The following is a 20,976-nucleotide window of genomic DNA, read 5'->3' as shown; positions in this document are numbered from 1 at the left end:
AAGCAATTATTTCCTTTTGATATATACTTTACATCCAATTTATTTGGTTGCGTGGTCTACAAAGCCACTTTATAAACCGTACCTAGAGGAACACGCTCGTGTCTAAAGAAAAATTTGAACGTACGAAACCGCACGTAAACGTTGGTACTATCGGCCACGTTGACCACGGTAAAACAACTCTAACTGCTGCTATCTGTACTACTTTGTCAAAAGTATACGGTGGTGAAGCTAAAGATTTCGCATCTATCGATAACGCTCCTGAAGAGCGTGAGCGCGGTATCACAATCGCTACTTCTCACGTAGAGTACGATACTCCTGAACGTCACTACGCACACGTAGACTGTCCTGGACACGCCGATTATGTTAAAAACATGATCACTGGTGCTGCTCAAATGGACGGCGGTATCCTAGTTGTTGCTGCTACAGATGGCCCTATGCCACAAACTCGTGAGCACATCCTACTTGGTCGTCAGGTTGGTATCCCTTACATCATCGTATTCATGAACAAATGTGACATGGTTGATGACGAAGAGCTACTTGAACTAGTAGAAATGGAAGTTCGTGAACTTCTTTCTGAGTACGAATACCCAGGAGATGATCTTCCAGTAATCCAAGGTTCTGCACTTGGCGCTCTAAACGGCGAGAAGCAGTGGGAAGACAAGATCGTTGAGCTTGCAGAAGCACTAGATTCTTACATCCCACTTCCAGAGCGTGCTGTTGACCAACCGTTCCTACTACCAATTGAAGATGTATTCTCAATTCAAGGTCGTGGTACTGTTGTTACTGGTCGTATCGAGCGCGGTATCCTACGCGTAGGTGACGAAGTAGAAATCGTTGGTATTAAAGAAACAACTCTTACTACTTGTACTGGTGTTGAAATGTTCCGTAAACTGCTTGACGAAGGTCGTGCTGGTGAGAACGTTGGTGCACTACTACGTGGTACTAAGCGTGATGACGTTGAACGTGGCCAAGTACTTGCTGCTAAAGGTTCTATCAACCCACACACTAAATTTGAGTCAGAAGTATACGTTCTTTCTAAAGATGAAGGCGGCCGTCATACTCCTTTCTTCAAAGGTTACCGTCCACAGTTCTACTTCCGTACAACTGACGTAACAGGCGACATCACTCTACCTGAAGGCGTAGAAATGGTAATGCCAGGTGACAACGTTCAAATGACTGTTGAGCTAATCGCTCCAATCGCAATGGACGAAGGTCTACGTTTCGCAATCCGCGAAGGTGGCCGTACCGTTGGTGCTGGTGTTGTTGCTAAGATTTTCGATTAATAATTGACGAAATCTAAACAAAAGGGCATCATTTGATGCCCTTTTTCTGCGCTATTGTTTATGATGGGAAGGTAAATTGCTTTTATTGTCATTAAACAAGCGAAGAATTTTAAGAATTTTGATTTCTATTGTGGGTTTTGTAGCCTGTATTAGAAAGAAAGTTCTAAAGGAATGTGCTGATTTACAGCATTAATGAATAGGCCCTGCAACAGCGGGGTTATTGTCGTCTATAGTAAGACTTGTCACAGGTTAGTTTATGAAAGCAAATGCAGAAACTCCTGATAGCTCAAGTGCAGCAGACATCTTCAAGTGGATTGTCGTTTTTGCTCTGCTAGCCGCTGCTGTTGTAGGTAATCATCTATATGGTGAAATGTCTGTAGTGATTCGCGCTGCGAGTGTTGTTGCATTAATTGCAATCGCTCTTGGTGTGGCAGCTACGACCACCAAAGGTAAAACAGCGATCGTCTTTGCTCGCGAATCTCGTATGGAGATCCGCAAGGTTGTTTGGCCAACTCGCCAAGAAACTATGCAAACGACTTTGATCGTATTGGCTGTAAGTATTGTTACGGCTCTAGCGCTTTGGGGCATTGACGGAATTATGGTTCGTCTTGTTTCTCTAGCGACTGGAGTGTGAGGGTTTAATTCATGAGTGAAGCACCAAAGAAACGTTGGTATGTGGTTCAGGCTTTTTCTGGTTTTGAAGGTCGCGTAGCTACTTCCCTTCGTGAACATATCCGAATGCATGATATGGAAGACTTTTTTGGCGATGTACTAGTTCCAACTGAAGAAGTTGTCGAAATGCGTGCAGGTCAACGTCGTAAAAGCGAACGTAAATTCTTCCCAGGCTATGTGCTTGTTCAAATGATCATGAACGATGAATCATGGCACCTTGTGCGTAGCGTTCCACGCGTTATGGGCTTTATTGGTGGCACTTCAGATAAACCTGCACCTATCACTGACAAAGAAGCTGACGCTATCTTGAATCGTCTTGAGAAAGCTAGCGAAGCTCCTCGTCCTCGTACTATGTACGAAGCGGGTGAGGTTGTTCGTGTTAATGACGGTCCTTTTGCTGACTTCAACGGTACTGTTGAAGAAGTAGATTATGAGAAGAGTCGCCTAAAAGTGTCGGTATCGATTTTCGGTCGTGCGACACCAGTAGAACTCGAATTTGGTCAAGTTGAAAAAGTTGACTAAAAAATAGGCTTTAGGGCTTGTTTGAGGCGTGAATTGTATCTATAATTCGCGCCTCTTTACTTCTTTATGTGAAGTAAGGCGTTTTAATACAACGGGGAGCTGGCCGTATGGCAGCGTTACCACCCAAAATTAGGAAATATCATGGCTAAGAAAGTTGAAGCTTATATCAAACTGCAAGTTGCAGCAGGTATGGCGAACCCGTCGCCACCAGTTGGTCCTGCTCTAGGTCAACACGGTGTGAACATCATGGAATTCTGTAAAGCGTTTAACGCAAAAACAGAATCTGTTGAGAAAGGTCTACCAATCCCAGTTGTTATCTCTGTATACAACGACCGTTCTTTCACGTTCGAAACTAAGACTCCACCTGCAGCAGTTCTTCTGCTTAAAGCAGCTGGCATCAAGTCTGGTTCTGGTCGTCCTAACACTGAGAAAGTTGGTACTGTAACTGACGCTCAAGTTCAAGAGATTGCAGAAACTAAAGCTGCAGACATGACTGGCGCTGACATCGAAGCGATGAAGCGTTCTATCGCGGGTACTGCTCGTTCAATGGGCCTAGTGGTAGAGGGTTAAGACAATGGCAAAACTTACTAAGCGTATGCGCGTTATTCGCGAAAAAGTTGACGTTACTAAAGAGTACGAAATCAACGAAGCAGTTGCACTTCTTAAAGAACTAGCAACAGCTAAATTCAATGAAAGTGTTGACGTTGCTGTTAACCTTGGCATTGACGCTCGTAAATCAGACCAAAACGTACGTGGTGCAACTGTACTACCTCACGGTACTGGTCGTGAAATTCGCGTTGCTGTGTTCACTCAAGGTGCAAACGCAGAAGCAGCGAAAGAAGCTGGTGCTGACATCGTTGGTATGGAAGACCTAGCTGAACAAGTTAAGAAAGGCGTAATGGACTTTGACGTTGTTGTTGCTTCTCCAGATGCAATGCGCGTTGTTGGTCAACTAGGTACTATCCTAGGTCCACGCGGTCTTATGCCAAACCCTAAAGTTGGTACTGTAACTCCTAACGTTGCTCAAGCGGTTAAGAACGCTAAAGCAGGTCAGGTTCGTTACCGTAACGACAAAAACGGCATCATCCACACTACTATCGGTAAAGCATCTTTCGAAGCATCTGAGCTTCAAGAGAACTTAGAAGCACTTCTAATTGCTCTTAAGAAAGCTAAGCCGTCTTCAGCGAAGGGTGCCTTCCTGAAGAAAATTAGCATCTCTACTACAATGGGTGCTGGTGTTGCTGTTGATCAGGCTAGCCTGAACACTCAAGCAAGCTAATCTTGCTTAGGCGCGAAATTAGTGTATAATCTCGCGCCTAATATTTGTGGTTGGGGCTAACTCAAACATTTCGATGTAAGAGTGAGTCTCCGTCCAAGACCGTAGGCGTCACAGGCTTTTTTTAGCGATGTGACTTAATAGTAAACCTACGTAGATGGTGCCCGATCTGACAGAAAGCAAACTTGCAAAAGATTGCCTTTCTTCTGGGACTGCACCGTTTTTACTCTCACCAATTTTGGTGAGTGGTGTAACGACAACCAGGAGTAAATCCAAAATGGCTTTAAACCTTCAAGACAAAAAAGCAATTGTTGCTGAAGTCAACGAAGCTGCCAGTGGTGCACTTTCTGCAGTTGTAGCTGATTCTCGTGGCGTTACTGTTGGCGCGATGACTTCTCTACGTAAACAAGCTCGTGAAGCTGGTGTTTACATGAGAGTTGTTCGTAACACTCTAGCACGCCGTGCAGTAGAAGGTACTGATTACGAGTGTCTATCTGACACTTTTACCGGTCCTACTCTAGTTGCATTCTCTAATGAGCACCCAGGTGCTGCAGCGCGTCTTTTCAAAGACTTCGCTAAAGAGAACAAAGATTTCGAGATCAAAGCTGCTGCATTTGAAGGCGCGGTTACTGACGCAGATGTACTAGCGACTCTACCAACTTACGACGAAGCTATCGCACGCCTAATGATGTGCATGAAAGAAGCTTCTGCAGGCAAGCTGGTACGTACTATCGCTGCACTACGCGATCAAAAAGAAGAAGCAGCGGCTTAAGCCTTGCTTTTTACTGGTTGCAAAATAAACTTATTGTTGACTTAAAAGAGAATTGTTATGTCTATTACTAACGAGCAAATCCTAGACGCAGTTGCAGAAATGTCTGTAATGCAAGTTGTTGAGCTTATCGAAGCTATGGAAGAAAAATTCGGCGTATCTGCTGCAGCTGCAGTAGTTGCTGGTGGCGCAGCTGGCGGCGACGCTGCTGAAGAGCAAACTGAATTTGACGTAATCCTAACTGCAGTTGGCGGAAACAAAGTTTCTGTAATCAAAGCAGTACGTGGCGCTACAGGTCTTGGCCTGAAAGAAGCTAAAGGTCTAGTTGATAGTGCTCCTGCACCGCTTAAAGAAGCTGTTTCTAAAGAAGAAGCAGAAGCTCTTAAAGCTACTCTAGAAGAAGCTGGTGCTTCTGTTGAAGTTAAGTAATTATTACTTGATTTCTTAGCCGTATGGCTAATGGCTGGTGGTTTATTAACCACCGGCCTTTTTGCGCTGTAGGGTTCTGGCGTTTTTTCACTGTTTCGTCGCCTTAATCCGAGCAAAACCAATACTCTATTTCTTTTGAGTATTGTTACTTTAAACAGTTGTTAGTCTCTGTCTTTTGTTTTGTGCAAATAATCGACAGTTGGGTCACTTATCAGCGAGCTGAGGAACCCCATGGTTTACTCTTATACCGAGAAAAAGCGCATCCGTAAGGATTTTGGTACTCGTCCACAAGTATTGGACGTTCCATACCTGCTATCGATCCAGCTTGATTCTTTCGATAAATTCATCGAACAGGATCCTGAAGGACAATACGGTCTAGAAGCTGCTTTTCGTTCTGTTTTTCCAATTCAGAGCTACAACGGCAATTCTGAGCTGCAATACGTTAGCTACCGTCTTGGTGAACCAGTATTTGATGTTAAAGAATGTCAAATCCGAGGTGTCACTTATTCAAAACCGCTGCGCGTTAAGCTGCGTCTAGTTGTATTCGACAAAGACGCACCAGCTGGTACTGTAAAAGATATTAAAGAACAAGAAGTCTACATGGGTGAAATTCCACTCATGACTGACAATGGTACCTTCGTGATCAATGGTACCGAGAGGGTTATCGTATCCCAGCTTCACAGAAGCCCTGGTGTATTCTTCGACAGCGATAAGGGTAAGACTCACTCTTCTGGTAAAGTTCTGTATAACGCGCGCGTTATTCCTTACCGTGGTTCATGGTTAGACTTTGAATTCGATCCAAAAGATAGCCTGTTTGTCCGTATCGACCGTCGTCGTAAACTTCCTGCGTCTATTATCCTACGTGCGTTGGGTAAATCGACTGAAGAGATCCTAGATCTGTTCTTCGAAAAAGTGCGTTTTGAAGTTCAAAACCAAACTCTAATGATGGAGTTGGTACCAGAGCGTCTACGTGGCGAAACTGCTTCTTTTGATATTGAAGCAAACGGTAAAACTTACATTGAAGCTGGCCGTCGTGTTACAGCTCGTCATATCCGCAATCTTGAAAAAGATGGCGTTGAGTTCATCGAAGTACCTGTTGAGTACATCGTTGGTAAAGTAGCTTCTAAAGACTACATTGACGAAAACACTGGCGAAATCGTTGTAGGCGCGAACCAAGAGTTCAGCCTAGAAAGCCTAGCGAACCTAGCGCAAGCTGGTCACTCTAAACTAGAAGTACTGTTCACGAACGACCTAGATCACGGTCCATTCATGTCAGATACACTTCGTGGTGATAGTACTACTGACCGTCTATCTGCATTGGTAGAAATCTACCGCATGATGCGCCCTGGCGAGCCACCAACGAAAGAAGCAGCTGAATCTTTATTCGCAAGCTTGTTCTTCTCTGAAGAACGTTACGACCTATCAACGGTAGGCCGTATGAAGTTCAACAGCTCTATCATGCGTGAAGACGCAGGTGAGCAAGGTATTCTTGACGAAACCGATATCATTGAAGTGATGAAGAAACTCATCTCTATCCGTAATGGTAAAGGCGAAGTTGATGATATCGACCACCTTGGTAACCGTCGTATTCGCTCTGTAGGCGAAATGGCAGAAAACCAATTCCGTGTTGGTCTTGTTCGTGTTGAACGTGCTGTTAAAGAACGTTTAAGCCTTGGTGACCTTGATGCAATCATGCCTCAAGATCTAATCAACGCTAAGCCAATTTCTGCGGCAGTGAAAGAGTTCTTTGGCTCTTCACAGTTGTCTCAGTTTATGGATCAGAACAACCCGCTTTCAGAAGTTACTCACAAACGTCGTATCTCAGCGTTAGGTCCTGGCGGTCTAACTCGTGAGCGTGCTGGCTTTGAGGTTCGTGACGTTCACGTTACGCACTACGGTCGTCTATGTCCGATCGAAACTCCTGAAGGTCCAAACATCGGTTTGATTAACTCACTATCTGCGTACGCACGTTGTAATGAGTTTGGTTTCCTAGAAACCCCTTACCGTCGCGTTGTTGACGGTGTAGTAACCGAAGATGTTGATTACCTATCTGCAATCGAAGAAGGTCAATACGTTATCGCTCAGGCGAACACAGTACTGACTGCAGACAACCTATTTGCTGACGAATTGATCACTGCCCGCTTGAAGGGTGAATCAGGTCTGCACCCACGTGAAAACGTGAGTTATATGGATGTCGCGACGAACCAGGTAGTATCTATCGCTGCATCTCTAATCCCATTCCTAGAGCACGATGATGCAAACCGTGCATTGATGGGTGCGAACATGCAACGTCAGGCAGTTCCTACACTTAAGGCTGATAAGCCTCTAGTAGGTACTGGTGTTGAACGCAACATTGCGGTTGACTCTGGTGTTACAGCGGTAGCGAAACGTGGCGGTACGGTTCAGTCTGTAGACGCATCACGTATCGTTGTTAAGGTTAACGAAAATGAATTGGTACCTGGCGAAGCTGGTATCGATATCTACAACCTGACTAAATACACGCGTTCTAACCAGAACACTTGTATTAACCAACGTCCAACCGTGCTACCTGGCGAACCAGTAGCGAAAGGTGACGTTCTAGCAGATGGTCCTTCTACCGACCTTGGCGAATTGGCTCTTGGCCAAAACATGCGTATCGCATTCATGCCTTGGAATGGTTATAACTTTGAGGATTCAATCCTAGTTTCTGAGCGTGTAGTACAAGAAGATCGCTTTACTACTATCCACATCCAAGAGCTTTCTTGTGTGGCGCGTGATACTAAGCTTGGTTCTGAAGAAATCACTGCTGATATTCCAAACGTAGGTGAAGCTGCTCTATCTAAACTAGATGAGTCAGGTATCGTTTACATTGGTGCTGAAGTTAAGGGTGGCGACATCCTAGTTGGTAAAGTGACGCCTAAAGGTGAAACACAGCTAACTCCTGAAGAGAAACTATTACGAGCTATCTTCGGTGAAAAAGCATCTGACGTTAAAGATACTTCACTGCGTGTACCTAACTCTGTTTCAGGTACCATCATTGATGTTCAAGTCTTCACTCGCGATGGCGTAGAGAAAGACAAGCGTGCTCTAGAAATTGAGCAAATGCAGCTTAAAGAAGCGAAGAAAGACCTTACTGAAGAATTCCAGATTCTTGAGGGTGGCCTTCTAAACCGTGTTCGTGCTGTATTGATTGCTGGTGGTTACTCAGAAGCGAAACTGGACACTATTAACCGCAAACAGTGGTTAGAACTAAATCTTGAAGATGACGCACTGCAATCTCAACTTGAGCAACTTGCAGAGCAATACGACGAGCTAAAAGCTGATTTCGATAAGAAATTTGAAACTAAGCGTCGTAAGATCACTCAAGGTGATGATCTAGCTCCTGGCGTTCTTAAGATCGTTAAAGTTTACCTAGCGGTTAGACGTCGTATCCAGCCTGGTGACAAGATGGCGGGTCGTCACGGTAACAAGGGTGTAATCTCTAAGATCAACCCTGTTGAAGACATGCCTTACGATGAGAAAGGTCAACCGGTCGATATCGTTCTGAACCCACTAGGTGTACCATCACGTATGAACATCGGTCAGATCCTTGAAGTTCACTTGGGTCTAGCAGCTAAAGGTATCGGTGACAAGATCAACCAAATGGTTAAAGAGCAACAGGAACTGGCTAAGTTCCGTGAGTTCTTACAGAAGGTTTATGATCTTGGTGATACTCGTCAAAACGTAGATATTGCTGAACTATCGGACGATCAAGTTCGTACGCTAGTTAAGAACCTACGTGGCGGTCTACCAATTGCGACTCCAGTATTTGATGGTGCTTCTGAGACGAACATCAAGAAACTACTGAAACTAGGCGATCTACCAGAATCTGGTCAGCTTACCTTGTTTGATGGTCGTACCGGTGATGCGTTTGAGCGTCCTGTAACTGTAGGTTACATGTACATGCTGAAACTGAACCACTTGGTTGATGACAAGATGCACGCACGTTCTACTGGCTCTTACAGCCTAGTAACTCAGCAACCACTTGGTGGTAAAGCTCAGTTCGGTGGTCAGCGTTTCGGTGAGATGGAAGTATGGGCACTAGAAGCATACGGTGCTGCTTACACTCTACAAGAAATGCTAACCGTTAAGTCGGATGACGTGAATGGCCGTACTAAGATGTATAAAAACATCGTAGATGGTAACCACTCGATGGAACCAGGCATGCCGGAATCATTCAACGTATTGTTGAAAGAAATCCGCTCGCTAGGTATTAACATCGAGCTAGAAGACGAAGAGTAATTCTTTTCTTATAAGAGAAAAGTGATTACTTGGTAAGAGGGCGCTCCTCGAGCGCCTTTTAACTCCTTGCAGGAGCTGACAGTGAAAGATTTACTAAACTTTCTTAAAGCACAACACAAGACTGAAGAATTTGATGCAATCAAAATCGGTCTTTCTTCACCGGACATGATTCGTTCATGGTCTTTTGGTGAAGTGAAAAAGCCAGAGACGATCAACTATCGTACGTTCAAACCTGAACGTGATGGTTTGTTCTGTGCGCGTATTTTTGGCCCAGTCAAAGATTACGAATGTCTATGTGGCAAATACAAGCGTCTGAAGCACCGCGGTGTTATCTGTGAGAAGTGTGGCGTAGAAGTTACACAAACTAAAGTTCGTCGTGACCGTATGGGCCACATCGAGCTGGCGTCGCCTGTAGCTCATATTTGGTTCCTAAAATCACTACCGTCTCGTATCGGTCTACTAATGGATATCCCACTGCGTGATATCGAACGTGTTCTTTACTTCGAAATGTACGTAGTAACAGAACCGGGTATGACAGATCTAGAAAAAGGTCAGATGCTTACTGAAGAAGAGTATCTAGACAAGCTAGAAGAGTGGGGTGACGAGTTCACTGCTAAGATGGGTGCAGAAGCGATCAAAGATCTGCTTTCTACCATGGATCTTGTGCAAGAAGCTGAACTAATGCGCGAAGAGTTAGAAACAACTAACTCTGAAACTAAGCGTAAAAAAGTTACGAAGCGCTTGAAGCTAGTTGAAGCATTTGTTTCTTCGGGTAACAACCCAGAATGGATGATTCTGACTGTACTTCCAGTACTTCCACCAGATCTACGTCCACTAGTTCCACTAGATGGCGGTCGTTTTGCGACTTCAGATCTGAACGACCTATACCGTCGTGTTATTAACCGTAACAACCGTTTGAAGCGTCTACTAGAGCTATCAGCTCCGGACATCATCGTACGTAACGAAAAACGTATGCTGCAAGAGTCTGTTGATGCCCTTCTAGATAACGGTCGTCGCGGTCGTGCTATCACAGGTTCTAACAAACGTCCTCTTAAATCTCTTGCTGATATGATCAAGGGTAAACAAGGTCGTTTCCGTCAGAACTTGCTTGGTAAGCGTGTAGACTACTCTGGCCGTTCTGTAATCACAGTAGGTCCATACCTTCGTCTGCACCAATGTGGTCTTCCTAAGAAGATGGCACTTGAGCTATTCAAACCATTCATCTACAGCAAGCTTGAGCTTCGTGGTCTAGCGACAACGATCAAAGCGGCTAAGAAAATGGTAGAGCGCGAAGAAGCGGTTGTTTGGGATATCCTAGACGAAGTTATTCGTGAACACCCAGTACTATTGAACCGTGCACCTACACTTCACCGTCTAGGTATCCAAGCGTTCGAACCAGTACTAATCGAAGGTAAAGCGATTCAGCTTCACCCACTAGTGTGTGCGGCATATAACGCCGACTTCGATGGTGACCAGATGGCGGTACACGTACCTCTAACTCTGGAAGCTCAGTTAGAAGCACGTACACTGATGATGTCGACAAACAACATTCTGTCGCCAGCGTCAGGTGATCCTATCATCGTACCTTCTCAGGACGTTGTATTGGGTCTTTACTACATGACACGTGATAAGATCAACGTGAAAGGTGAAGGCATGTACCTTGCTGGCCCAGAAGAGGCTGAAAAGGCATACCGCACTAAGACCGCTGAACTACACGCACGTGTTAAAGTTCGTCTTACTGAAACCATCAAAGATGATGAAGGTAATCTGACTACCGAAACTAAGCTATTTGATACGACGGTTGGTCGTGCAATGCTTTGGCAGATCGTTCCAGCGGGCCTACCGTTTGAACTAGTAAACCAAAAACTAGGTAAGAAACAGATTTCTAAACTTCTTGATGAGGCTTACCGTAAGCTTGGCCTGAAAGACACTGTAGTCTTCGCTGACCAAATCATGTACACAGGTTTTGCATACGCTGCACTATCTGGCGTATCTGTTGGTATCGATGACATGGTGGTTCCTCAAGCTAAATACGATGAGATTGAATCAGCTGAAGAAGAAGTACGCGAAATCCAAGAGCAATACCAATCTGGTTTGGTAACTGCGGGTGAGCGTTACAACAAAGTTATCGATATCTGGGCGTCTACCAACGACCGTGTTGCGAAAGCAATGATGGATAACCTATCTTCAGAAACTGTGATTAACCGTGATGGTGAAGAAGAACAACAAGAGTCTTTCAACAGCATCTACATGATGGCCGACTCCGGTGCTCGTGGTTCTGCAGCGCAGATTCGTCAGCTAGCGGGTATGCGTGGTCTGATGGCTCGTCCAGATGGTTCAATCATCGAGACGCCAATCACAGCAAACTTTAAAGAAGGTCTAAACGTACTTCAGTACTTTATCTCAACGCACGGTGCTCGTAAGGGTCTTGCGGATACAGCACTGAAAACAGCGAACTCCGGTTACCTAACGCGTCGTCTAGTAGACGTTGCACAGGACGTTGTAGTTCACGAACACGATTGTGGCACCCATGAAGGTGTTGAAATGATGCCTCATATCGAGGGTGGTGACGTTAAAGTTCCACTTTCTGAGTTGGCTCTAGGTCGTGTTGTTGCTGAAGACGTTCTGAAACCAGGTACTGAAGAAGTTCTGATTCCACGTAATACTCTAATTGATGAGAAGTGGTGTCAGGTAATGGACGAGAACTCTGTAGATCGAATGAAAGTTCGCTCAGTAGTTACTTGTGACGCTGACTTTGGTTGTTGTGCATTGTGTTACGGTCGTGACCTAGCACGTGGTCACCTAGTGAACCAAGGTGAAGCAGTTGGTGTTATCGCTGCTCAGTCTATCGGTGAACCTGGTACACAGCTTACAATGCGTACGTTCCACATCGGTGGTGCTGCTTCGACAGCGGCTGCTGAGAACAGCATTCAAACTAAGAACGACGGTACTCCTTTCCTTCATAACGTTAAATTCGTTGTGAACAAAGAAGGCAAACTAGTTGTGACTTCTCGTGCGTCTGAACTAACCATCGTTGATGCGTTAGGTCGTACAAAAGAGAAACACAAACTGCCGTACGGTACAGTTCTTAACATCAAAGAAAGCGATATCGAATCAGCTAAGCTTGAATCTGGTTATGTAATCGCTAACTGGGAAGCGCATACACTGCCAATCATCACTGAAGTGGCAGGTCGCATCCAGTACGTTGATATGATTGATGGCGTAACAGTTGCTCGTCACACTGATGACCTTACAGGTCTATCTTCAAGTGAAGTAACTGACCCAGCAGCACGTCCTGCTGCGGGTAAAGACATGCGTCCAGCTATCAAGCTTGTTGATGACAAAGGTAACGATGTAATGATCCCTGGTACTGATATGCCAGCTCAATACTTCCTACCGGGTAAAGCGATTGTAAACATCGAAGATGGCGCTGAAGTTGGCGTTGGTGACACTCTTGCACGTATCCCTCAGAAATCTGGCGGAAACAAAGATATCACCGGTGGTCTACCACGCGTAGCCGACCTATTCGAAGCACGTAAGCCGAAAGAGCCTGCGATTCTTGCTGAGCACACAGGTACTGTGTCATTCGGTAAAGAAACGAAAGGTAAACGTCGCCTAGTAATCACTCGTGAAGGTGGAGACACTTACGAAGAGATGATTCCTAAGCATCGTCAGCTTAACGTATTCGAAGGTGAGAAGGTTGAACGTGGTGACGTAATCGCTGATGGTCCTGAGACTCCACATGACATCCTACGTTTACGTGGTATTCATGCTATGACTCAGTACATCGCTAACGAAGTACAAGAAGTTTACCGTCTACAAGGCGTTAAGATTAACGATAAGCACATCGAGACTATCGTTCGTCAAATGCTACGTAAGTGTACTATTACGCACACTGGTGACTCTGAGTTCCTACCTGGCGAGCAAGTGGAATACTCACAAGTTAAGATTGCTAACCGTGCCCTAGAAGCAGAAGGCAAAGAGCCAGCTGGCTTTGAGCGTGAGCTACTAGGTATCACTAAAGCATCTCTAGCAACTGAGTCGTTCATCTCTGCGGCATCGTTCCAGGAGACAACTCGCGTACTAACAGAAGCTGCGGTTTCTGGTAAGCGTGATGAGCTACGTGGTCTGAAAGAAAACGTAATCGTGGGTCGTCTGATCCCAGCGGGTACGGGTTTTGCTTACCACCAAGAGCGTCAAGCTAAGCGTGAAGATCAAGCGGGTCCATCTGCTGAACAAGCAACGGATAACCTAGCTGCACTATTGAACGCAGGTTTCTCTGACGAGTAATCAGGCTTTCTAGTGAGTAGCAAAAAGGCACCTTAGGGTGCCTTTTTTAATGCCTGAAATTCAAAGATTATAGTGTGAGCAAAATGGAGATATAAAGGTACTGTGCTAACAGACAAGCGGTTAATCAATTTCCGATTAGGTGAGGGTATCGAGCTCGTAAGGAAACCTAGGAAGCAGTGGGCATCCTAGGCTTTTTATCAAAGTAGCACTCTAAGCGCCGGGTGGAATCGCTAGACTATCGGCAATTAATTTAATAAGTAGGTCTTCTACTTCAAACCTAAGTTCTAGCACTTCACCAACCTTAGACATATCACTTTCAAAGTCATGCAGGTCGTCATCACTGATTTCTGCATATTTATCAGTAAAGCTCAGCAAAGGTTCGGTTGTGAGTACAATCTTAGCGTAGGTGTGGCTGATTTCCTCAGTGGACTGAAAGCCCGTAGAGCTCCACTTATCCATGACCATGTCATAGATTTTAAAGTGACCTTCAGAGATGTAATCGACGAGATGTTGAGAAAACTCGTGAAGTTCTTCTTTGGATGGCAAGGTGACCACATTAGATGCAACCGAAGCTGGCTGTAATGCGGCAAGTTTCACGTATCTCACTAGTAACGCTTGTCGCGTCTCTAGCCAATGGTCAATGACCTCACTTGAGCCACCCCATTCTTCTTGTACTTGTCTGAATTTCTTTAGCATGACCATGTCCTCATGATCCTTTACCGGTCAGGTAAAGCTCTCGAATACAACGAGAGGGTTCCATATTAATATCGAAATTATGTTTTACACCAACAGCTTTCAATCAATTCATTGTGCGACTGGTATAGATTTAGATTGCCAGTAAAATGGTAGAACTGCAAGTAAAGAGATGATGAGATGTTAAAAAAAAGTAAACATCAAATGATGGGTTATTGGCTGGTGGTCAATGGTAGTGACGTCTGGATGCAAGATATGCAAGTGCCTTTTGGTTGCGCCGAGTCACTTGGTCATGGTTTGGAGCAAGCACTTGATGGTGCGATAAAAATAGGGTTCTATGAGGGGCATCCTGTCTATTGGCTGAATGATTGTGATATCGAAGCCGAATTACCAATGGTGTCACTGCGAGCGTTATTAGAGTTGCCCGAGCCGTTGTTCCTGTTGGTGAGCAAAGCGGTTCAATATGGACATATGACACAAACTAAGCGCTTTTGTGGGTGTTGTGGTGGTAGAAACAGCTTTAACCACAACCAACTGGCGATGCAGTGTCAGCAATGCCGCACTCTTCATTATCCTCGTATTTTTCCATGCATTATCGTTGCTGTACGCAAAGAGCAACAAATCTTGCTGGCACAACATCCAAGACACAAAGGCAATATGTATACCGTGATTGCCGGTTTTCTCGAAGTGGGAGAGACCTTAGAGCAATGTGTGGCACGAGAAGTGAAAGAAGAAACGGGAATTGAGATACAAAATATTCAATATTTTGGTAGCCAGCCTTGGGCATTTCCTAGCAGCATGATGATGGGCTTTTTAGCTGAGTATCAAAGTGGGGAAATTAAGCCGGATTACAATGAGCTCAGTGACGCAAAATGGTGTGATTACGATGACTTACCTGAGGTGGCTCCAAGTGGCACAATCGCTAAAGCACTGATTGATGCCACGGTAAACGTGATAACCCATAGCAATAGCTAACCTTCAGATTTTAGTACGTATAACTTGATCAACTGCGCAATCCTTAATTACAGCTCATAAGTTAAAAGTGGTAACATAACGCTTTCGTAGTTAGGGACTAAGTAAGGCCTAGAAATGACTGAACTAAAAAATGATCGTTACCTGCGAGCTTTATTGAAGCAGCCGGTTGATTACACGCCAGTATGGATGATGCGTCAAGCAGGTCGTTACCTGCCAGAATATCGAGCAACAAGATCAGTTGCTGGTGATTTCATGTCCCTGTGCAAGAATGCCGAGTTGGCTTCAGAAGTAACATTACAACCTTTACGTCGCTTTCCTTTAGATGCGGCAATTCTGTTTTCAGATATTTTGACCATTCCTGATGCAATGGGCTTAGGTTTGTATTTTGAAACAGGGGAAGGCCCGAAGTTTGAGCGTCCAATTACTTGTAAGGCTGATGTCGACAAGATTGGCTTGCCTGATCCAGAAGGTGAACTGCAATACGTAATGAATGCAGTTCGACAAATTCGCAAAGATCTACAAGGTGAAGTGCCACTTATTGGCTTCTCAGGTAGCCCTTGGACTCTTGCCACTTACATGGTCGAAGGTGGTAGCTCTAAAGCATTCACTAAGATCAAAAAAATGATGTATGCAGAGCCTGCGACACTACACCTATTGCTAGATAAGTTAGCGGATAGTGTCATTGAGTATCTAAACGCACAAATCAAAGCCGGTGCACAATCAGTGATGGTGTTTGATACATGGGGCGGTGTTCTAACTCCTCGTGATTACAATGAGTTCTCACTGCGTTACATGCATAAAATTGTCGATGGTCTTATTCGTGAGAATGAAGGTCGCCGTGTTCCTGTGACGTTATTTACTAAAAATGGCGGTATGTGGTTAGAGTCAATTGCCGCTACAGGTTGTGATGCGGTTGGGCTAGATTGGACGATTAATATTGCAGATGCGAAGAAACGTATCGGTGATAAAGTTGCCCTGCAAGGCAATATGGACCCATCTATCTTATACGCTCAGCCAGAGCGAATTCGTCAGGAAGTGGGTACTATTCTTGAAGGATTTGGTGAAGGCACTGGTCATGTATTTAATCTTGGCCACGGTATTCACTTAGATGTGCCACCTGAAAATGCGGGTGTCTTTGTTGAAGCGGTACACGATTTATCTAAGCCGTATCACAAATAAAAATCACTAGAATAAAATAAGGGTCGGAACTTGTTAGTAGCAGGTTCCGACCCTTTTTGTATCTATCGTTTTTATTACGAATAATTTTTTAAGTAATGGGTCGCTACGACAATGGCCACAACCCACACCCCACAACAAGGCTTATTTGTATAAAAGCCCTCTTGCTTGGCTTTCATCTTTAGGCGTTTTAAAGCGTTTATGTAGCCACATCCATTGTTCTAGCTTACGTAAAATAGTCACTTCTATCGCTTTGTTCATGTAAGCCGCACCAGCTTCTACATCGTCCATAGGGAAGTTTTCGTGGATAGAGTCATCAAAGTACAACTCCCACTTCCCATCGCTGTCACGATAGCCTGTCATGGGAATTATTGCGCAATCTGTAGCTCTGGCAAGGATATTGGCACCGGTTACTGTACAAGCCTCTTTAACCGCAAAGAAGGGCACAAATACCGCCTTCTTACGACCATAGTCATGATCGCCCAAGTAAAAAAGACGTTCGCCAGTTTTTAGGGTGCGGATCATCTCTTTTAAATTCTTACGATCAATCACCTTGTTGCCGTTATGAGTGCGTCCCCAATACTGGATTAAGTTATAGGCAGGATTGGAATGAGGACGATATACACCATGACCGGGGTAGCCCAAAACAGCAAAAGCACGCGCACTAACTTCTAAGTTAAGAGCGTGGGGGTGACAAACCAACACTCCTTTTTTCTGTTTTGCGTACTCGATAATCGCTTCAGCGTTATGCACTTTAATGTGTCGTTTCAGTCGCCAAGTGGGCCAAAACCAGGTAATGCCTGTTTCAAATAGAGCAAAGCCCGTGTTTTTGAAGTTTTCGATAACAATGCGCTCAATTTCACTTTGAGGCATCTCAGGAAAGGCTAACTGCAGGTTTCGTTTAGCGACTTTTACGCGGCTTTTAGCAAATGGCATTGCCATTCGACCTAAAGTTCGCCCTAGAGGAAGCAACAGAGCAAATGGCAGTACATTAACCACTAAGGCCAATAACCCAAAACCGAACCAAACTCCCCAGTACATTGGATGTAGCAATTTCATGCTAAACGTGGGGCTATCGTATTTACTCATAGGATCCTAAATAGAGGTGAGATGCAAGCTGATTAGACTGGCGGGGAGGTCATGTAATGACCGAAAATATAAGTGACTCTCAGGAAAGAACCACTTATGTTGTGATAGTAGAATCTAGCTTAACACTTTTAGGATATGTAACCGTACAAATAATGTGGAATATCTTACCTAAATGCGACTATTTGTAGCGAATACCTCTAGGTATGCTTTCATCTTGCATGGTTTTGTAACGTTTGTGCACCCACATCCACTGATCAACTTTGCGTAATATGACTTCTTCATAAGCCTTATTCATCAAAATGGCTCCAGCTTCCACATCGTCTTTGGGAAATTGCTGGTGGATGGAGTCAGCAAGATTTAACTCATATTGACCTTTTTCATAGCGGAAACCTGTCACTGGAATCATGGCACAATCAGTGGCATTAAACAGCAGGTTAGCTCCGGTAGTCGTACAAGCATCTTGCACCGCAAAGAAAGGCACAAACACAGCTTTGTTGCGGCCGTAATCATGGTCTCCTAAGTAAAATAGGCGTTCGCCACGCTTGAGAGTGCGAATCATCTCTTTTACATTTTTACGGTCGATCAGCTTGTTACCATTATGGGTTCGCCCCCAGTACTGCACCAAATCGTAAGCAGGGTTATTATTCGGGCGATAAACACCACTGCCGGGATAACCGAGTGCGGCAAAAGCTCTAGCGCTAATTTCTAGATTAAGAGTATGAGGGTGGCAGAGCAGAACGCCTTTACCTTCATTTTCAAAATCAATTGCTTGCTGTAAGTTTACCGTACGGATATGACGTTTTAGACGCCACGTAGGCCAAAACCAAGTCATGCCCATTTCCATAAAGGCAAGGCCAGTATTTTTTATGTTTTCTTCTACTAAAAGGGTGATCTCTTCAGCGGATTTTTCTGGAAAGGCGAGCTCTAAATTGCGTTTAGCCACTTTCACTCGGCTCTTTGCCAGTTTCATGCCTAATTTACCTAAACCGTGACCTGCCTTAAGCAATACAAAATAAGGCATTAGGTTTACAAACAAAGCAAGAACACCAAAACTAAACCAAACTACCCAATATCTAGGATGCAGTAGCTTGATTGAAAACTTAGGTGGGGCGTATTTATCCATATTCTTTCCAACAGATTAAGCTAGTTGCTGATTTAACATGCTCCAATATTCATCAAAATCAGCGGATGGTTTGATAACAAAGTCACTACGAACAAAGCGGTTTAAGCGACCCTCTACATAGCTTAGTACAATTGATGCCAGTACTTTCTCATCAGTGGCAAAACCTTTACCTTCGCGAAGCACTCGCTCACGTAAAATTTGCTTTATCTGACTTTCAATTTTGCTAAACAGTTGATTGATACGATCTCTAAGTCGTTCATTCTCAAACATTAGAGCATGACCAGAAAGGATGCGAGAAAGCCCTTTGTTATGCTCTGTAAATAACAAAATAAAGCGAAGCACTTCATGCAAACGAACCATGGTATCTTTTTCTTGATCCATGATTTGGTTGATGCGAGAGAGAACGGATTGCTCAATGAACTCAATCAAACCTTCAAACATGCGGGCTTTACTAGGGAAGTGGCGATAAAGAGCAGCCTCTGAGACACCCACTTGTTGAGCTAATTTAGCCGTAGTAATTCTGGACGTTCCATCACTAGATTCCAGCATCAAAGCAAGAGCTTGCAAAATCTCATCACGACGATTTGAACTACGTTTGCCTGTCATTTATTACGTCCTTTTTTGTTTGTTCTTTGACTGTAGAAATTGGTTTCAGTTAGTTTTTACCGGAGTGACCAAAACCACCTTCACCTCGTTCAGAGGCATTAAAATCATCCACAAGGTTAAACTTAGCTTGTACGACAGGCACAAACACTAATTGTGCAATACGATCGCCCGGCTCAATAGTGAAGGTATCTTGTCCACGGTTCCATACTGAAACCATCAACTGTCCTTGGTAGTCCGAGTCAATAAGACCGACTAGGTTACCCAATACAATGCCGTGCTTGTGTCCAAGGCCTGAGCGAGGAAGAATCGTAGCGGCTAAGCCAGTATCTCCAATGTGGATCGCAAGACCAGTTGGTACTAAGTGGGTTTGTCCTGGGGTGACAATTAATGCTTCATCTAGGCAAGCTCGAAGATCTAAGCCAGCAGAGCCTTCAGTCGCATACTGAGGTAATGGGAATTGCTTACCAATACGTGAATCTAGGATTTTTAAATCAATTTCTTTCATGACGTTATGCTTATTGGGTGAGTTCATTAATTTGTTCTAAGATGCCTTTAGCCAGTATTTGCTTACTGGCTAGAGAGAAGTGTTGCTGTCCGTTCGCCCAGTAAAGGCTGAGGACATTATCGTTAGAATTAAAGCCAATACCAGTTTGCGAAACATCGTTTGCACAGATTAGATCTAGATTTTTTCTCGCAAGCTTATCCATCGCGTACTTTTCTACATCTTGTGTTTCGGCAGCAAAACCAACAGTAAAAGGTCTGTTTTCAGGCAAGCTTGCTACGGTGGCAATAATATCTGGGTTTTTTACCATGCGGATCACCAACTCATCAGTGCCGGCAACTTTTTTCATTTTCTGTTCAGCAACTTCTGCCGCGCGGTAATCAGCAACGGCGGCACAACCGATAAAAATATCGTGCTCGGTAGCGTGTTGAACTGCGGCTTGATGCATTTGCTGAGCACTTAACACATCAATGCGTTTGACATTGCTTGGCGTAGGTAAGTTAACAGGGCCACTAATTAGCGTGACTTCAGCGCCTAGTTTTGCCGCTTGTTCGGCTAAAGCAAAGCCCATTTTCCCTGAGCTATGGTTTGAGATAAATCGAACTGGGTCAATAGCTTCTTGGGTTGGACCAGCGGTGATGGCAATTTTTTTACCTTGCAGAATTTTTGGTTGAAAATGAGTAATGCATAAATCAACTAGCTGCATCGGTTCTAACATTCGGCCTGCGCCGACATCGCCACACGCTTGCTCGCCAGAAGCGGGGCCCCAAATTAACATTCCACGACGGCGTAAAGTGGCGATATTCTCTTGAGTCGCAAGGTTGCTGTACATCTGCTGATTCATTGCCGGAGACACCGCAACAGGCGCGTCAGTGGCAAGCACAAAGGTACTTAAAAGGTCGTTGCCCATACCCGCTGCCATACGCGCGATAAGGTCGGCAGTTGCGGGAGCAAGTAGCACTAGATCGGCCCATTTGGCAATTTCGATATGCCCCATAGAGGCTTCTGCTGCGGGGTCTAATAAGCTTTCAGCAACAGGATGTCCTGATACTGCTTGCATGGTTAATGGGGTAATAAATTCCTTAGCTGCTTTCGTCATTACAACTTTGACTTGAGCGCCTCGTTCAGATAAGCGTCGAGTCAATTCAGCACATTTATACGCCGCGATACCACCACTGATACCGAGAACTATTTTTTTACCTTCAAGAGGTTGCATGCTCATTTTCTCAATTAAATTAATAAGGTAACCATACCATATATTGTACTGGAGTTAGAGTTTGACAAGTAGACGGATGGGCTGCGACTTAGATG

Annotated in this window: 17 protein-coding genes; 11 read left to right on the top strand and 6 right to left on the bottom strand. The window is 44.5% G+C overall.

Annotated features, from left to right (window positions below):
- Window positions 1-98: 98 nt before the first annotated feature.
- The 9 genes from tuf to rpoC all read left to right on the top strand — a co-directional run bounded on the left by tuf (window position 99) and on the right by rpoC (window position 13,501).
- On the top strand, window positions 99-1,283 hold the full coding sequence (gene tuf, locus QV280_RS12195; RefSeq protein ID WP_023404590.1) for an elongation factor Tu: 1,185 nt from the start codon (window positions 99-101) through the stop codon (window positions 1,281-1,283).
- A 256-nt stretch (window positions 1,284-1,539) separates the two neighbouring features.
- Window positions 1,540-1,917, top strand: coding sequence for a preprotein translocase subunit SecE (gene secE / locus QV280_RS12190; protein WP_023404591.1), 378 nt, complete (start codon window positions 1,540-1,542; stop codon window positions 1,915-1,917).
- A gap of 11 nt (window positions 1,918-1,928) precedes the next feature.
- On the top strand, window positions 1,929-2,477 hold the full coding sequence (gene nusG, locus QV280_RS12185) for a transcription termination/antitermination protein NusG (protein ID WP_023404592.1): 549 nt from the start codon (window positions 1,929-1,931) through the stop codon (window positions 2,475-2,477).
- Window positions 2,478-2,618: 141 nt separating this feature from the next.
- Window positions 2,619-3,047, top strand: a complete 429-nt coding sequence (gene rplK / locus QV280_RS12180; protein ID WP_021714674.1) for a 50S ribosomal protein L11 — start codon at window positions 2,619-2,621, stop codon at window positions 3,045-3,047.
- Between the two features lie 4 nt (window positions 3,048-3,051).
- Window positions 3,052-3,756, top strand: a complete 705-nt coding sequence (gene rplA, locus QV280_RS12175; RefSeq protein WP_023404593.1) for a 50S ribosomal protein L1 — start codon at window positions 3,052-3,054, stop codon at window positions 3,754-3,756.
- 274 nt (window positions 3,757-4,030) lie between these two features.
- A complete protein-coding gene (rplJ, locus tag QV280_RS12170; RefSeq protein ID WP_021714676.1) occupies window positions 4,031-4,525 on the top strand; it encodes a 50S ribosomal protein L10 in 495 nt (164 codons plus the stop codon).
- Window positions 4,526-4,582: 57 nt separating this feature from the next.
- A complete protein-coding gene (gene rplL, locus QV280_RS12165; RefSeq protein ID WP_023404594.1) occupies window positions 4,583-4,951 on the top strand; it encodes a 50S ribosomal protein L7/L12 in 369 nt (122 codons plus the stop codon).
- Window positions 4,952-5,182: 231 nt separating this feature from the next.
- A complete protein-coding gene (gene rpoB, locus QV280_RS12160; protein WP_023404595.1) occupies window positions 5,183-9,211 on the top strand; it encodes a DNA-directed RNA polymerase subunit beta in 4,029 nt (1,342 codons plus the stop codon).
- 81 nt (window positions 9,212-9,292) lie between these two features.
- Entirely contained in the window at window positions 9,293-13,501 is a 4,209-nt protein-coding gene (rpoC, locus tag QV280_RS12155) for a DNA-directed RNA polymerase subunit beta' (protein ID WP_367869622.1), read from the top strand.
- A gap of 210 nt (window positions 13,502-13,711) precedes the next feature.
- Here the strand turns inward: rpoC and QV280_RS12150 are convergent, their stop codons facing one another.
- The gene (locus QV280_RS12150) at window positions 13,712-14,203 is read right to left on the bottom strand and encodes an Rsd/AlgQ family anti-sigma factor (protein ID WP_023404597.1); all 492 of its coding nucleotides are present in this window, start codon (window positions 14,201-14,203) and stop codon (window positions 13,712-13,714) included.
- A gap of 171 nt (window positions 14,204-14,374) precedes the next feature.
- Here QV280_RS12150 and nudC point away from each other — a divergent pair, with 171 nt between their 5' ends.
- Window positions 14,375-15,169, top strand: a complete 795-nt coding sequence (nudC, locus tag QV280_RS12145; RefSeq protein WP_152822245.1) for an NAD(+) diphosphatase — start codon at window positions 14,375-14,377, stop codon at window positions 15,167-15,169.
- Window positions 15,170-15,283: 114 nt separating this feature from the next.
- A complete protein-coding gene (hemE, locus tag QV280_RS12140) occupies window positions 15,284-16,348 on the top strand; it encodes a uroporphyrinogen decarboxylase (protein WP_021714669.1) in 1,065 nt (354 codons plus the stop codon).
- Window positions 16,349-16,489: 141 nt separating this feature from the next.
- Here the strand turns inward: hemE and lpxL (QV280_RS12135) are convergent, their stop codons facing one another.
- The 5 genes from lpxL (QV280_RS12135) to coaBC form a co-directional block, all read right to left on the bottom strand.
- Window positions 16,490-17,434: an LpxL/LpxP family Kdo(2)-lipid IV(A) lauroyl/palmitoleoyl acyltransferase gene (lpxL, locus tag QV280_RS12135; protein WP_152822247.1), complete on the bottom strand. Its 945-nt coding sequence runs from the start codon at window positions 17,432-17,434 to the stop codon at window positions 16,490-16,492.
- A 178-nt stretch (window positions 17,435-17,612) separates the two neighbouring features.
- Window positions 17,613-18,557 (bottom strand): LpxL/LpxP family Kdo(2)-lipid IV(A) lauroyl/palmitoleoyl acyltransferase, encoded by a 945-nt coding sequence (lpxL, locus tag QV280_RS12130; RefSeq protein ID WP_023404600.1) that lies wholly within the window; start codon window positions 18,555-18,557, stop codon window positions 17,613-17,615.
- 15 nt (window positions 18,558-18,572) lie between these two features.
- Window positions 18,573-19,163: a nucleoid occlusion factor SlmA gene (gene slmA / locus QV280_RS12125; protein ID WP_023404601.1), complete on the bottom strand. Its 591-nt coding sequence runs from the start codon at window positions 19,161-19,163 to the stop codon at window positions 18,573-18,575.
- 49 nt (window positions 19,164-19,212) lie between these two features.
- Window positions 19,213-19,668 carry a dUTP diphosphatase gene (dut, locus tag QV280_RS12120; RefSeq protein WP_152822249.1) on the bottom strand — a complete coding sequence of 152 codons (456 nt, stop codon included), beginning with the start codon at window positions 19,666-19,668 and terminating at the stop codon, window positions 19,213-19,215.
- 10 nt (window positions 19,669-19,678) lie between these two features.
- On the bottom strand, window positions 19,679-20,881 hold the full coding sequence (coaBC, locus tag QV280_RS12115; protein WP_152822251.1) for a bifunctional phosphopantothenoylcysteine decarboxylase/phosphopantothenate--cysteine ligase CoaBC: 1,203 nt from the start codon (window positions 20,879-20,881) through the stop codon (window positions 19,679-19,681).
- Between the last annotated feature and the right edge of the window lie 95 nt (window positions 20,882-20,976).

The organism is Vibrio sp. B1Z05, from assembly GCF_052955985.1.
Note: the sequence above shows the minus strand (reverse complement) of the source record. Positions and strands in the feature narration are given on the sequence as shown.